This is a genomic window from Streptomyces sp. CB03234 (assembly GCF_001905885.1).
In the GTDB taxonomy this organism is placed as follows: Bacteria; Actinomycetota; Actinomycetes; order Streptomycetales; family Streptomycetaceae; genus Streptomyces.
On record NZ_LIYH01000008.1, the window covers coordinates 396,465 to 410,412 of the forward strand.

15 protein-coding genes and 3 pseudogenes are annotated in these 13,948 nt (G+C 71.0%); 5 read left to right on the forward strand and 13 right to left on the reverse strand.

Annotated elements, in window-relative coordinates; genetic code table 11:
- Positions 1 to 50: 50 nt before the first annotated feature.
- The 4 genes and pseudogenes from AMK26_RS32595 to AMK26_RS38780 all read right to left on the reverse strand — a co-directional run.
- Positions 51 to 680: a hypothetical protein gene (locus tag AMK26_RS32595; protein WP_241838178.1), complete on the reverse strand. Its 630-nt coding sequence runs from the start codon at positions 678 to 680 to the stop codon at positions 51 to 53.
- 66 nt (positions 681 to 746) lie between these two features.
- A pseudogene (locus AMK26_RS38775) lies at positions 747 to 1,064 on the reverse strand (Rieske 2Fe-2S domain-containing protein); the annotation flags it as partial.
- A gap of 76 nt (positions 1,065 to 1,140) precedes the next feature.
- A complete protein-coding gene (locus AMK26_RS32600; RefSeq protein WP_241838179.1) occupies positions 1,141 to 1,830 on the reverse strand; it encodes a hypothetical protein in 690 nt (229 codons plus the stop codon).
- 6 nt (positions 1,831 to 1,836) lie between these two features.
- Positions 1,837 to 2,160 (reverse strand): annotated as a pseudogene (locus AMK26_RS38780) (Rieske 2Fe-2S domain-containing protein); the annotation flags it as partial.
- Between the two features lie 193 nt (positions 2,161 to 2,353).
- On the opposite strand from AMK26_RS38780, the gene AMK26_RS32605 reads away from it, so the two are divergent.
- The 4 genes from AMK26_RS32605 to AMK26_RS32620 all read left to right on the forward strand — a co-directional run bounded on the left by AMK26_RS32605 (position 2,354) and on the right by AMK26_RS32620 (position 5,844).
- Entirely contained in the window at positions 2,354 to 2,794 is a 441-nt protein-coding gene (locus tag AMK26_RS32605; RefSeq protein WP_073759295.1) for an ester cyclase, read from the forward strand.
- A gap of 62 nt (positions 2,795 to 2,856) precedes the next feature.
- Entirely contained in the window at positions 2,857 to 3,330 is a 474-nt protein-coding gene (locus tag AMK26_RS32610; protein WP_274536141.1) for an ester cyclase, read from the forward strand.
- Positions 3,327 to 4,490 (forward strand): FAD-dependent monooxygenase, encoded by a 1,164-nt coding sequence (locus AMK26_RS32615; protein ID WP_073759411.1) that lies wholly within the window; start codon positions 3,327 to 3,329, stop codon positions 4,488 to 4,490. The genes AMK26_RS32610 and AMK26_RS32615 overlap by 4 nt, the downstream gene beginning before the upstream one ends.
- A 73-nt stretch (positions 4,491 to 4,563) precedes the next feature.
- Positions 4,564 to 5,844 carry an ABC1 kinase family protein gene (locus tag AMK26_RS32620; protein WP_073759299.1) on the forward strand — a complete coding sequence of 427 codons (1,281 nt, stop codon included), beginning with the start codon at positions 4,564 to 4,566 and terminating at the stop codon, positions 5,842 to 5,844.
- Between the two features lie 52 nt (positions 5,845 to 5,896).
- Here the strand turns inward: AMK26_RS32620 and AMK26_RS32625 are convergent, their stop codons facing one another.
- The 9 genes and pseudogenes from AMK26_RS32625 to AMK26_RS32665 form a co-directional block, all read right to left on the reverse strand.
- Positions 5,897 to 6,466: a DUF5655 domain-containing protein gene (locus tag AMK26_RS32625; RefSeq protein WP_073759301.1), complete on the reverse strand. Its 570-nt coding sequence runs from the start codon at positions 6,464 to 6,466 to the stop codon at positions 5,897 to 5,899.
- A 7-nt stretch (positions 6,467 to 6,473) separates the two neighbouring features.
- Positions 6,474 to 6,854 carry a VOC family protein gene (locus AMK26_RS32630; protein WP_073759303.1) on the reverse strand — a complete coding sequence of 127 codons (381 nt, stop codon included), beginning with the start codon at positions 6,852 to 6,854 and terminating at the stop codon, positions 6,474 to 6,476.
- Between the two features lie 113 nt (positions 6,855 to 6,967).
- Positions 6,968 to 8,635 carry an MFS transporter gene (locus tag AMK26_RS32635; protein WP_079277928.1) on the reverse strand — a complete coding sequence of 556 codons (1,668 nt, stop codon included), beginning with the start codon at positions 8,633 to 8,635 and terminating at the stop codon, positions 6,968 to 6,970.
- Positions 8,636 to 8,662: 27 nt separating this feature from the next.
- Entirely contained in the window at positions 8,663 to 9,070 is a 408-nt protein-coding gene (locus AMK26_RS32640; RefSeq protein WP_073759304.1) for a VOC family protein, read from the reverse strand.
- Positions 9,067 to 9,651 (reverse strand): helix-turn-helix domain-containing protein, encoded by a 585-nt coding sequence (locus AMK26_RS38635; RefSeq protein WP_073759306.1) that lies wholly within the window; start codon positions 9,649 to 9,651, stop codon positions 9,067 to 9,069. The genes AMK26_RS32640 and AMK26_RS38635 overlap by 4 nt, the downstream gene beginning before the upstream one ends.
- Positions 9,652 to 9,739: 88 nt before the next feature.
- Positions 9,740 to 11,446 (reverse strand): MFS transporter, encoded by a 1,707-nt coding sequence (locus AMK26_RS32650; protein WP_079277929.1) that lies wholly within the window; start codon positions 11,444 to 11,446, stop codon positions 9,740 to 9,742.
- Positions 11,447 to 11,565: 119 nt separating this feature from the next.
- The gene (locus AMK26_RS32655) at positions 11,566 to 11,940 is read right to left on the reverse strand and encodes a VOC family protein (RefSeq protein ID WP_073759308.1); all 375 of its coding nucleotides are present in this window, start codon (positions 11,938 to 11,940) and stop codon (positions 11,566 to 11,568) included.
- Between the two features lie 289 nt (positions 11,941 to 12,229).
- Positions 12,230 to 12,341, reverse strand: a pseudogene (locus AMK26_RS38785) (pirin family protein); the annotation flags it as partial.
- A gap of 992 nt (positions 12,342 to 13,333) precedes the next feature.
- Positions 13,334 to 13,639 (reverse strand): MazG nucleotide pyrophosphohydrolase domain-containing protein, encoded by a 306-nt coding sequence (locus tag AMK26_RS32665; protein WP_073759309.1) that lies wholly within the window; start codon positions 13,637 to 13,639, stop codon positions 13,334 to 13,336.
- Positions 13,640 to 13,691: 52 nt separating this feature from the next.
- Between AMK26_RS32665 and AMK26_RS32670 the strand changes: the two genes are divergently transcribed.
- Complete coding sequence (locus AMK26_RS32670) at positions 13,692 to 13,919, forward strand: hypothetical protein (RefSeq protein ID WP_143608684.1); 228 nt, start codon at positions 13,692 to 13,694, stop codon at positions 13,917 to 13,919.
- Positions 13,920 to 13,948 lie beyond the last annotated feature (29 nt).

Here is a 13,948-nt window from a genome sequence, read left to right on the forward strand (position 1 = left end):
AGGGGCTCCGGCCGCTGTGGCCGGGGCCCCTGGCGCGTCGTACGGCGTGGTCAGCCGAGGAAGTCGCGGGCGGGGTGGGCGCGCGGGTAGCGGCGGACGTACTGGAGGTAGCGGGCGAGTGCGCGGTCGCTGCGGGTGAGCAGCCCGGGCCGGAAGCGCATCGTGAGCAGGACGGGCGCGTCGTCGGCGAGCATGCCCATCATGACCTGCGTGGCGCGGTCGAGGAACGCGCCGGTCGCCGCCGGGTCCTCGCCGGGCGCGGGCCGGGCGCCCAGCACGAAGAAGGGCCGGGACGCGCCGGGCCGGACGGCGCGGAGGGCGCTGATCCAGCAGAACCAGCGGCCGTCGAGGGTGCCGGTCTGCCAGAAGATGTTGGTGCCGTGGATGTCGACGCGCAGATCGAGCCGGCTGCCGCCGGGCAGGCGGAGGCGGAGCGGGTAGCCCATGGAGTACGGGGTGCCGCTCACGGCGTCGTTGGGGTCGTCCTCCAGGGTGAACTCGTGCTGGAGCGAGAAGTGCTGGAGGTCCATGGTCTGCGCGGCCACCACCCACGGCTCGACGGGCGCCTCGTCCATGACGGTGTGGCGGAGGACGAGTTCGTCGTCGGGGTAGGGCAGTTCGGGCAGCTCGAACAGCGGCTCCTCACCGTTGAACGCCCACACGATCCCGTAGCGCTCCACCGTCGGAAACCGGAACAACCGCGCACGCGGCGGCACCGGATCACCGATCCCCGTCGCCACACACCGCCCATCACCCCCATAACGCCACCCATGGAACCGACACCGCAACCGCTCACCCACCACCTCACCCACCGACAGATCCGCACCCACATGCACGCAGTACGCACTCACCACCCGCGCCGGCCCACCACCCTCCCCCCGGAACGCCACCACCCGCCCACCCAGAAAACCCGCACCCACCACACACCCCGGCTTCAGATCAACCGACAAACACACCGGAAACCAACTCTGACTGAACACACCCCCCTCCCCCTCCCCCGGAACGGGCCGGCCAAGGGGCCGGGTGAGCGGGGTCGTCGCGGCGGAACGGCCGGTCATGGTCATCGCTACTCCCAGCGGGACGAGACGGGATCGGACGGTGCTCGGACAGGGAATCGGACGAAGAAATCAGACGAGGAAGTCAGACGAGGAAGTCGGCCGCGGGGTTGGCGCGCGGGTAGTCCCGGACGTACTGGAGATACCGGTCGAGGGCGCGGTCGCTGCGGGTGAGCAGGCCGGGCCGGAAGCGGATGGTGCCGAGGACCGGTGTGTCGTCGTTGAAGAGATCCATCATCACGGAGAACGCCCGGTCGAGGAAGGCCTCGGCCGCCACCGTGTCCTCGCCCTCCTCACGGCGTGCGCCGAACACGAAGGTCGCCCGGGAGCGGCCGGGGCCCGGGATGGCGAGCGGGGCGATCCAGAAGAACCAGCGGCCGTCGAGGGTGCCGGTCTGCCAGAAGATGTTGGTGCCGTGGATGTCGACACGGACGTCGAAGTCGGCATCGCCGCGCAGCCGGGCGCGCAGGTCGAAGCCGACGGAGTACCTCCCGACGCGAACGGAGTCGTTGGGGTCCTCGGCCAGCTCGAACTCATGGGGAAGGGACAGGTGTTGCAGGTCCATGGTGTGGGCCTGGACCAGCCAGGGCTCGACGGGCATCTCGTCGAGCATCGACCGCCGCACGACGAGTTCGTCGTCGGGGTAGGGCAGTTCGGGCAGCTCGAACAGCGGCTCCTCACCATTGAACGCCCACACGATCCCGTACCGCTCCACCGTCGGAAACCGGAACAACCGCGCACGCGGCGGCACCGGATCACCGATCCCCGTCGCCACACACCGCCCATCACCCCCATAACGCCACCCATGGAACCGACACCGCAACCGCTCACCCACCACCTCACCCACCGACAGATCCGCACCCACATGCACGCAGTACGCACTCACCACCCGCGCCGGCCCACCACCCTCCCCCCGGAACGCCACCACCCGCCCACCCAGAAAACCCGCACCCACCACACACCCCGGCTTCAGATCCACCGACAAACACACCGGAAACCAACTCTGACTGAACACACCCCCCTCCCCCTCCCCCGGAACGGGCGGGGCGAGTTCCCTGCGGGGAGACTCGGAAAGGTGGTTCTCGGAACGTTCGGACCCGGCCATGGCGACTCCCCTGCCGCTGACATCTGAGTTTCCGCGAATTGTTTCCAGGGCCTCTCGGGCCGTCAACCCCCCGCTGCCCCGCGGATATCACCGCAATCTGCGAGAAGTGACAGGGGTGGCGCACGGTTAGCCTTTTCGCGGAACTGTGCGGCAACCCTGCGGACTTGTTGTCCCCTTTCCGGGAGGAGCCGGTATGCCGGAGGATCTGGCGGCCACGAACAAGGCCGTGGTGCGGCGGCTGATCGACACGTGGAACAGCGGGGACCTGGAGGGCATGACCCGGTTCTGGGCACCCGACATGGTCCACCACGGGCGGGACGGCGCACCGCTGCCGGGCGCCGAGGTCGCCGCCGAGATGGGGCGGTTCATGCGGGCGTTTCCGGATCTGCGGCTCACGGTGCACAGCCTGGTGGCGGAGGGCGACCTGGTGGCGACCCGGCTGACCGTGGAGGGCACGCACCGGGGCGAGTACCTGGGCCTGCCGCCCACCGGGCGCCGGGTGAGCTGTGCGCTCCTCGGTCAACTGCGGGTCGTCGACGGGGCCGTGGTCGAGCACTGGGGGGTGGCCGACGGGCTGTACCTGCTGGAGCAGCTCGGGCTGCTTCCCGAGGGTTTCCTCCAGGCCACCGCCTGACGACCGGCCGTTGTTCCTCGCCGCACCCCATTCGCGGAGGTCACCCGATGACGGACAATTCCATGACCAGCAGCGGCCGAAAGGCCGCGTATGAGGAGACGGTCCGGCGATTTCGGGGAGCCGTGCTTTTCACACACGACTTCTCGGTCATCGAGGACGTACTCACACCTGATTTCGTGGACCATTTCGCACCGCCGTGGGACCCGCCGGGTCGTGAGGGTGTGGCGCACCGGTTCGGGCAGGCCGCCGACGCGCTGACCACCCGCAAGGTGGAGGTTTTGACGTCGGTGTGCGAGGGCGACATCCTGGCGCAGGCGATCCTGCTGCACTTCGAGCACACGGGCGAGTTCATGGGCCTGCCGCCCACCGGGCGGTCCTTCACGATCGGCGGTTCCAACACGTTCCGGTTCCGGGACGGGCGGATCGCCGAGCACTGGGGTGTGTTCGACGTCGCCAAGATCCCGGACCTCCTCGCGGCGGAGCCGGGCAGCAACCAGGGCGGCTGGAGCTCCATGTGGGAGGCGGAGCCCCGGTGAGCACCCGGCCGGCCCGGCGGGCCCTCGTCGTCGGCGCGGGCCCGGCCGGTCTCGCCACCGCCGTACTGCTGCGGCGTGCCGGGTTCGAGGTACGGGTGCTCGAAGGGCGGCGCGACGCGTCGGCCGGCGGCAGCGCGCTGACGCTGTGGCCGAACGCGCTGGCCGCCCTGGAGCGGATCGGCGCGGCGGCCCCGGTGCTGGCCCGCAGCGCGCCCAGCGGCGGGCTCGCGATGCGCACCGCACACGGCGCCACCCTCCAGTACGTGGCGCCCGAGGTGCTGGAGGAGCGGTGCGGCGGCACGGGGCGGGCGCTGCTGCGTGCCGATCTGATGGACGCGCTGTACGGGCTGCACCCGCCGGACGCGGTCGAGTTCGGCGCCCGCTGTGTCGCCGTGCGGCAGGAGCGGGACACCGTGGTGGTCCGCTTCGACGACGGCCGCGAGGCCGAGGGGGACGTGCTGATCGGCGCGGACGGCATCCGCTCGCAGGTGCGGGCCGCGCTGTTCGGCGGCGGTGACCTGCGGTTCGCGGGTTACGCGGTGGCCCGCGGGGTCGCCGGCTTCGCGGACCCCGGGCACCCGGCGTCGCTGTCGCTCGGGGCGGGGCGGCAGTTCGGTCTGTTCCCGCTGCCGGGCGGGCGCATGTACTGGTTCGCGGCCTTCACCGCCCGTGAGGGCGAAGCCGCGCGGGACCCGGGCGGATCGCTGCTGCCGCTGCTCCAGGAGCGGTTCGCCCGTTGGCACGACCCGGTGCCCGAGGTGCTGAAGGCCACGGACCCGGCGGACGTCACCGTGACGGACATCCACGACCGCCCGCCGCTGCGCCGCTGGGGCGAGGGCGCGGTCGCGCTCGTGGGGGACGCGGCGCATCCGAGCGCCCCGGCCATGGGGCAGGGCACCTGCCAGGCGTTCGAGGACGCGGTGGTGCTCGCAGGCCACCTCGCGGACGCGGCCGACATCCCGGCGGCGCTGCGCGCCTACGCGGCGCAGCGGCGCCGGCGGGCCCACTCCGTGACCGTCCAGTCGCACTGGATGGGCCGCCTCGGCCAGTGGCGGCACCCGCTGCTCCGCGGGCTGCGCGACGGCATGATCCGGGCGACCCCGCGGTGGGCCCAACTCCGCTCGCTACGGACGACGTTCACCTTCGAACCGGCCTGTTGACCAGGACCCCGGAGAGGGTCCACGGACCCCACGGACCCCACGGACCCGACGGATCCCACGGAGGAGACCGCAGATGAACCGAGTACCGGTGCACCGGACCGTCCTGCGCGCCGGCGCCCTGGCGCTGGCCGCGGGGGCGGAAGCGGTGGTGACCCTGCCGGCGCTGGCGGCGATCCGGCTCGTACGGGGCCGGGCGGCGGCCCGGCGCTTCCTGTACCGGCGGCTGACCCGCCGGCTCCAGAAGCTGGGGCCGACGTTCGTGAAGTTCGCCCAGATCGCGGGTGCGCGGCGGGACGTCCTGCCGGCGGAGCTGTGCGACGAGCTGTCGCGGCTCCACGACTCCGTACGGCCCATCAGTGCCCGGCAGGCGGACCGGGCGTGGCGGCAGGCGTACGGCAGTGCGCTGCCGCCGTTCCTCGCGGGTCTCGACCCGGTCCCGGTGGCGGGCGGCAGTATCGCCTGCGTATACCGGGGCGAGCTGCCCGACGGTGGTGGCGCGGTGGCGCTGAAGCTCAAGCGGCCGGGGATCGACAGCGTGATGCGGGCGGACCTGGCGCTCATCGGCCGCCTCGTACGATGGGGTGAGCGGCTGCCGCAGATGCGCGGGATGCCGATGGCGGACCTCGTCGCGTACGTGAGCAACGCGATCCTGGGGCAGCTGGATCTGCGCCAGGAGGAGGAGAACGTGGTCCGGCTGCGGGAGAACCTGAAGCCGGTGCCCGATGTGGACGTGCCCCGGCTGCACCCGCAGTGGTCGCGGCCTACGTGTCTGGTCTTCGACTTCGTGGAGGGCCTGGACACCCGTACGCCGGAGACCCTGCCGGGTCCGGTGCGGGCGCGGCTGGCGTCGGCGGTGCTGTCCGCGGCCCACAAGATGATGTTCGTGGACGGTTTCGTGCACTGTGATCCGCACCCGGGGAACATCTATCTGCTGCCGGGGGGAGACGACGGGAGCGGTGGCCGGGCGGTGATCCTGGACGCCGGCTACAGCGTGCGGCTCCCGGACGAGGTGCGCAAGCTGATCGGGGAGTTCTTCGCGGGCCTGGCGTCCGGCGACGGCCGGCGCTGCGGCGAGATCATGCTGGCGAGCATGGCGAACGTGGGTCGCGACTGCGACACGGAGGCGTTCGTCTCGGACATCGCCGCGCTTGTGGAGCGGTCGGCGGGCCCGGGCCGGGACTTCGCGATGGCGCCGTTCGGAAACGGCGTGTTCGAGGTGCAGAGCGCCCACCGGCTGTACGCGTCGTCGGACTTCGCCTTCCCGATCATGTCGCTGATGATCCTGGAGAGCACGGTCCGCGGGTTGTGGCCGGAGGCGGACTTCCAGCAGGTGGGGGCGGCGCGCCTGCCGTGAGGACAGGTGCGCCGCCCCTCGGGGTCGCGGCGGTGTCCGCGATCAGCTGCGATCAGCCGTTCTGCTCGTAGGCGATGCGGAGCAGCTTCTCCACCTCGGCGTCCACCTCGTCCGGTGAGGTGAGCGCGATCTTGTGCGTGGACTGGCCGGGCCCCTTGGCCGGCGTGAGGCGGGCGCTCTCCGGGGCGTCCGTGAAGCGCAGGCCGAGGTCGACCCGGGTCTGCGTGGCCGCGGCGACGGCCGCGAACTGGCGGGCGCGGGTGAACGCCACGTACGTGGAGCGAATTTCGCGCTCCACGTCGGCGGCCAGTGCGGTGGCGAGTTCGGCGACCCGGTCGTGAACGGGCCGCAGCGCGGCCTTGCGTCCGCTGTACTGGGCGTCCACCTGCTCGTCCTCGCTGGGCTCGGACCAGCCGGCCCGGCGCGCCGCCTCCAGGCTGATCGCCCACTGCACGGGCTTGGTCAGTTTGTGCTCGGTGCGCAGCCAGTTCCGTACGGCGTTCTGGTCGAGCGGGTCGGGGCCCGAGGTGCGTACGAGGTCGACCCAGGCGTCCACATCGCGACCGGTGCGCTCCTTGAGCGTGCCGGTCACCTTGTCCATCATCTCGTCGGGCTTGACCATGGCGGTGTCAGCGGGACGGCTGGAGGAGCAGGAACTCGTTGCCGTCCGGGTCCTGGAAGCTGGCGTTGGCGCCGCCGAAGGGCATCTGCTCCGGTGCCCGGGTGAAGTTGACGCCGCGGCGGACGAGTTCCTCGTGGGTGGCCTTGATGTCCTCGGTGACGAGCTGGATGTCGGTGAACCGGCCGATCTTCCCCTCCTCGTAGACGGGGAAGTGCTTGGTGCAGAGCACGATGCGGGTCTGCGACCCGGCGGGCGCGACCTCGACCCAGCGCATGGGGCCAAAGGCCTGGTCCTCGCGGAGCTCGAAGCCGAGCGTGTTGACGTAGAAGTCGATGGCCTTGTCCTGGTCGTTGACGAAGACATCGATCGTACCGATGTGCGAAATCATGTTTCCTCCTTGTATTTCCGGCACAGGAGAGCCGGAGACATGTGGGTGTCGGAGTGTGGTGTGCGGTGGTGCGGTGGTGGTGCGGTGGTTCCGGTACGGGGCCGGGCGGGCGCTCAGGCCGCGGCGTCGGCCTCGGCGGTCTCGGTGCCGTCGGGAGCGGTCCGCATCCGCGGGGCCAGCAGGGCCGCGATGAGCGCGCCCGCCAGTACGACGGCCATGCCGCAGAGCATGGCGGTGTGGAAGCCGTCCATGAAGGCCGCGTGCCCGGCCTCCACGGCGGCCCGCGCCGCCGACGGGTCGGTGCCTTCCGGCACCGGGACCACGCCTTGCGAGACCACCTTGGACAGGTCGTGCAGGGTCGCCGCGAGCCCGTCGGGCACGCCGGCCTGCCCAATGTGCTCGGGCAGCACGGAGCTGACCCGGGCAGAGATGATCGAGGCGAGCGCGGCCGTGCCCAGGACACCGCCGAGCATCAGCGCCGTCTGCTGGAGGCCGGAGGCGACTCCGGTCAGCTGGCCCGGGGCACTGCTGACGATCATCTCGATGGCCGTGGGGGCCACCATGCCCATGCCGACGCCGAGCGGGACCAGGAACGGCCACATCGCGTGGTACGACGAGCCCGCCGTCATCTGCGAGAGCCCGAGGAGTGCCCCGCCGATGAGCGTCAGCCCCGACGCGAGTGGCACGCGCGGCCCGAACCGGGCGTTGAGCACCGCGCCGGTGGGCGCGCCGACACCGAACAGCACCGTGAACGGCAGCAGTCCGAGGCCGGCCTCCATCGGCTCGAAACCGTGCACCTGCTGGAGGTACAGGGCCAGGTAGAACGAGGCGCCGAAGGTGGCGAAGCCACCGATCAGCAGCGCGGTGCTGCCGACCGACACGGCACGCAGCCGGAACAGGTCCAACGGCAGCAGCGCCTCGCGGGCCGCCCGCTCCCGCAGCACGAACCCGGCGCCGATGAGGACGGCCGCGGCGAACGAGCCGAGCGGGTGGACGTGCGCCCAGCCGTGCTCGGGCACCTGGATGATGCCCCAGACCAGCGCGAACAGCGCGGCCGTCAGCAGCAGCACACCGGGCGTGTCGAACGACCGGGTCGCGCCGTCCGGCCGGCTGTTGCCGATCGCCCAGGCCCCGAGCGCGAACGCGGCGACACTGACGACCAGGTTGATGAAGAACACCCAGCGCCAGCTGAGCAGGTCCACCGTCAGACCGCCGATGAACGGTCCGGCCGCCATGGCCAGCGCGCCCACGGCGCTCCACACGCCGATGGCGATCTTCAACTGGCCTTTCGGGAAGGTGTTCTTGAGCACCGCCAGGCCGCTGGGGGCCAGGACGGCGCCGCTGACGCCCTGCAGGACCCGCCAGAAGATCAGCATGCCGATGCTGTCGGCGAGGCCGGCCATCACCGAGGTGGCGGCGAAGCCCGCCATGCCGATGAGGAAGACCTTCTTGTGGCCGTAGCGGTCACCGAGCTTGCCCGCGGTGATCAGGGTGCAGGCCACGGCGAGCATGTAACCGTTGGTGACCCACTGCAGCGTGGACAGATCGGTGTCCAGGTCGACGGCGATGACAGGGTTGGCCACCGCGACGACCGTGCCGTCGAGTGCCTCCATCATCGTGCCCAGGGCGACCGCGACGAGGACGATCCACTGCCCGCCGCGCCCGGGCGGGGCGGCCGCCTTCGCGGCCCCGGGCTCCGCCGCGGCGGGGTCCGTCGCTGCGGGGGTGCCGGCCGCGGCTAAGCCCGCGTCCTCGGCGATCTGTTTCCGTTCATGGACCATGACGGAGCCGTTCCTCCTCGTGCGGTCTCAGCCGCGCGCGTCGGTGAGACTGAACCAGTTGCCGGAATCGTCGCGGAACACCGCCTCCGTGCCGTACGGCCGCTTGACGGGCTCCTGGATGAAGATGACGCCGGCCGCGCGGTACCGCTCGTACGTGGCGCGGGTGTCGTCGACGTGCAGCACGCCGACGCCGATGACGCCCTTGGCGACGAGGTCCCGCAGCTGCTCGGCGGTCTCCTCGTCGTACTCCGGCGCCCCCACCCTGCGGAGGACCATCTCCACATCGGGCTGGTCCTTGGGGCCGACGGTGAGCCATCGCAGCCCGCCCATGGTCATGTCGTTGCGGACCTCGAAACCGAGTTTCTCGGTGTAGAACTCCTTCGCGGAGTCCTGGTCCAGCACCGGGACGGTGACGTGCGAGAGACGTGCGCTCATGAATGTCCTTCCGGGGTCGATCTGTGATCAGACGCTACCCAGGGGCCGTGGGCGGTGACATCTCCTGGATTGCGGTTCTGTCCTCCGCTTTGGTCCCGGCTTGTACGGGATGCACCGGCAGGGCCGTCGGAAGGGCGTTCCGGGCGCGTTCCGGGCAGATCGGACGTGGCGGCAGGGCGGCGGGCGCACATGAAGAGGTAGCAGCCGGGGATGGGCGGGGGCCCGCCGCGCCGGACGATCTCGTCCCGGTAGGCGGTGGGCGAGACGCCGACGATCCCGGAGAACCGGGAGCTGAACGAGCCGACGCTGGAGTAGCCGACCATGTGGCAGATCTCCGCCACGGTGAGGTTGGTGGCGCGCAGCAGGTCGCGGGCCCGTTCGATACGACGCTGCGTCAGATAGCGGCCGGGGGTCTCGCCGTACGCGGCCTGGAAGGAGCGCAGGAAGTGGAAGCGCGAGCAGCCGGCCTCGGCGGCCAGCGTGGCCAGGTCGAGGGGGTCGGCGTAGGCGCGGTCTATCAGGTCCTTGGCCCGGCGCAGGTACGGGAGGAGGTGCGAGGAGGCGGGTTCTTGGCCTGGCATGAGCCCAGTATTGGGGGCGGCGCCCCGCCGTGGAGAGCGATTCGGCCGCCTCCGTGGGGCGGTGTCGCGATGGGTGTCACGGTGGGCGTCAGGCATGGGCGGGTGCCTCGTCCGCACGTTCGGTGATGACCTCGTCGAGCCGCTGCCCGCGGGTCTCGGGCCCGTACCGTACGAACGCCAGCGCGGCGAGCGCGAGGGGTACGGCGGACAGCAGGGCGGTCGCCGCGAGCGAGGGCACGGCGACGGCGGCGACGGACAGGGTGAGGATCAGGACGCCGCCGGCCTTGCTGATGGCGGCGGCCCAGCTGCTGCCGCTGGCGCGCAGCGGCGTCGGGTACGCCTCGGACGCGTAGGCGGCCATGACGGCGGCGGTGGCGCTGATGCCCCAGAGCGGGACGAAGAGCAACAGCCGCAGCAGCAGGCCGTGTTGGGCCGCGTCGGTGCCGAGCACGGCGAGGGCGAGGAGTGCGGCGGTGGTGAGGGTGCCGAGCGCGACGATGGTGCGGCGGCTGCTCCACAGGCCGTACAGGAGGGCGGTGAGGATGTTGAGCGGGAGGCTGATGAGGGCGCTGTCACGCAGGACGCGGTCGGACGACACCTCTTCGATGCCCATGCGGCCGAGGTTGGTGGGCAGCCACATCTGGAAGCCGTGCGCGAGCAGTCCGGCGGCGAGGGCGAGCAGGGTGAGGGCGAGAGTCGGTCCGCGGAAGGCCCGGGCGAAGAGCCGCGGGTAGCCGGAGCGGCCGGAGGTCCAGGGCGCGGCCGGGGCGGGGGCGAGGGCGGAGGCCGGGGCGCGGGCCGGGACGGGTGTGGTGTCGTCGGCCGGTGTTTCGAGGGTGGCGCCGTAGCGGGCGAGGACGGCGCGGGCCTCGGTGGGGCGCCCGGTGGCCAGGAGGTAGCGGGGCGACTCGGGAATCCACTGGTTGAGCAGGATCAGGAGCACGCCCGTGGGCAGGCCGACGAGCCAGAGGATGCGCCAGCTGTAGACGGGGGTGAGTTCGGCGGCGAGCCAGCTGGTCAGGATGTACGCGACGGTGATGTTGCCGCCGATGAGGACCATGGCCCAGCCCCGGTGGCGCCGCGGTACGGTCTCGGCGAGCAGTGTGAACGTGATGGGGATGAGCCCGCCGGCGGCGAGCCCCATCAGGAAGCACATGACGACGTTCCAGGTGAAGCTGGGCATCGCGCCGCACACCGCCGTCGTGGCGAACAGCATGCCGGCCAGCAGGATGGAGCCGCGCCGCCCGATGCGGTCCCCGAGCCAGCCCCAGAGGAACGAGCCCGTCATCGTGCCGGTGATCCCGGCCAGCGGCAGCCAGGCGACCGGTACGGTTCCGCCGGGGTGGAGCGGTGAGGCGAGTCCGTACTCGGCGGCGGCGCCGGGGACGACGAACGACAGGGTCATCGGCTTCATCACGTCGATGGTCACAGCGAGGGACAGCACCAGCAGCAGCCCGATGTGGGCGGGGCGCAACGGGGCGTCGTCCATGGCCCGCACCCGTACCGAGGTCACCTTGCGCCGCAGGTCGGCGGGGCGCCGTGGCAGCAGCCCGTACAGCACGGCGGCCAGGCCGGCGACGACGAGCGCCATGCCCGCGATCATGGCGCCGTCCATCGGCATGCCGGCCATCCGGTAGCCCATGTGGCGGGCGTGCCAGTACATCGGGAGGTGCAGCAGCGCCCCCGCGGTGCAGGCCGCGGCGCCCGCCCAGAACGCGACGGGCCGGGTGAATCCGGAGCCTGCCCTGCCGCCGCCGGCCGTGTCGCCGTGCGGCCGGTGCACATCGTCGTCCATGCGGTGCCCTCCTGCCGGCTTCCCGCCGGCCGCTGCTGCCGGTGAGCGGTGGGTCGCTATGCGTTTACGCAGCGACCTTCCTAGCAGCAGGGCCGAAGGGGCGGCAAGGGGGCGAGAGGTCAACCGGCCGACGCGGAGGGCTGGTTGAGGCCGATGACGTTTCCGTCGGGGTCACTGAACATGGCCTGGCGGCCCCACGGGGTGTTCTTGGGCCCGTCGACGGCGACGCCGCGCTCCTGGAGGCGGGCGCAGTCGGCGTCCACGTCGTCGGTGCGGAGCAGCAGTCCGCGGAGGCTGCCGGGCGGCATGGTGGGGAACCAGTCGACGAGGACGAGGCTGGTGTCCGCGCCCTTGGGGGCGACCTGCAGCCAGCGACCGTGGACGCCGGGCTGGTCCGCGAGGAGGTCGAAGCCGACCGTCTCCACGTAGAAGTCCTTGGCCTTCTCCTGGTCGGACACGGGGACGGAGAAGAGTTGTACATGCGAGATTGCCATGGGCGCCGACCCTAGGAGGCGGAAGCGGGCGCCCGGCCCAGCGTCGGCCCCGGGCCCCCCGGAAGGGTCGGGTCTTCCGCCGATCGGCGGAACCGGGCGCCAGGTCCGTGACGGCCGGTGACCGTCGTCCCCCCACACCCCGCGGGGTATCGCGGGGAGGCGGCCGCGCACGCCGCCTGCCCTCGCCCGGCCCGGGGCCCGCCCGGATCCCCACCCGGGGCCGGACCGACCGGCGCCATGCGGGCGTCGGCGCGCTCGACGCCGACCACGCCCGTCGCGTCGCAGCGGGTCAGCGCACCCTTCCCCGCGGTTTGAGCGCCACCGGGGGCAGTTCGGGAGCGGGCAGCCGGCCTTTCCGCGTAGCCTTTCACTTCGCCGAAGCGGGTGGTGGTCATCCAGTCGGCGTGCCTCATGGAGGCCGGGGCGAGGTCGCGCTGGCCGGCCTTCCACTCTGCTGCGTACTCCCCGAAGCGCATCGCCCCGTACTTCGCCACCCGCTCGGCCTTCGCCCTGCCACGCGGAGCCGCCTTCTTGGCGTTGTAGACATCCGTCAACCGCTGAATTGCCTCGTCCTGGGTGGCGAACCCGGACTCCTCTACCTGCTTCCCGGCCGCGTCCCGGTACCGAACCTTGTACAGGTGCGGGCACTTCGACCACCTGGACCGCGGGTGCTCGCAGTCCTTGAAGAACGTGCCCATACCGCGGGCCAGGGTCTTGCTCACCATGACAGAACAGAAGACCTCGTTGCTGCAGTTGGGCACAGAGGAAGCGTCGAAGCATCGAATCAACAGCTCTCGATGCATTCAGGGCCGCTAGCGAGCCGAGGTCTTCTGCCGCGTAATCCAATCCTCGACTTCCGAAACCCTAAATTGAATCTTGGCATTTCGACCGATACCGAATGTGTACGGAATCAAGCCCTGCCATGGGCGTTCTTATACACCCAGGCCACCGACATGTTCAGGTACTTGGCCGTCTCTCTTACGCCCATGAACCGGGACACCCTACGCTCCATGAATTGCTGCCGATTGCGGGGGCGGCCCCTCTTTTAGCAAGGACCGATCATCCGCGAGCCGGCACCGCCAAGCCCGGCTACCGCGAACAACAACCAATGGTGCGGACGATCGCCGGTTTGGCTAACCGGCGATCGTCGGCTATGTTGCGCGCCGCATCCGATGGGCCAACGGCCTGTCGGGCTGGCCGCAGTCAGGAAGCGAATCTGTATGAGCGCGGGGCCGGGGTCGCGTCATCTGCCACAAGCACCAGCGCAGACCTCATCGGTGAGGCGGTCAAGATTGCGCGTCACCAGGGGCTCGGGAACCCCTGTGGCCCGGGCCACGCGCCGCGTTGTAGCTCCAAGGGGTGCCGCAACATACACGAGGCACGATCACCCCCTTCAGTCGCCGCTCGTCCTGATCTGCGCTCCGTGTTCGTTGCGCTCGTACGTACGCCGCTCGATCTTCTCGATCTTCCGGGTGACTTCTGATTCGAGGTCCAGACCGTTCATCTCCGCCACAGCGGTCAGGTAGAGGAAGACGTCGGCCAGCTCCTCTCCGAGGTCGGGAAGGCCCTTCCGCCAGGCGGTAAACACTTCGCTGACTTCGGCCGTCAGGAAGCCGAACTCCAGGGCCACATCGGTGGTGTTGAAGCCCTTCACGAGCTTGTTCTCCCAGGCGACCTTCTGGGTGGATGAGATGTCCACGACTCCTCCGGAGCGGTACAGCGGCTGCTGCCGCAGCCTTTGGCTGCAGTTCATGGCTAACATCGGGCGGGCACCCAACACGATCGACGCGTACGGCCGTGCGGTCGAGGACCACCTCCGGTTCTGCGCCGCGGAAGGCACAGAGCCGCTATACGCGAAGCCGGACACGGTGGCGGCGTGGATCGGCGAGATGCTGGAGCGGCCACCCAGCAAGCTGCGTGGAAAGGGGGCCGCCCCGGCGGGTTCCGGGCTAGAGCGTGTCTCTCAGATCTGGCTCTGAGTCCGTCAGCAGTGGCCGCACCCAGTCCG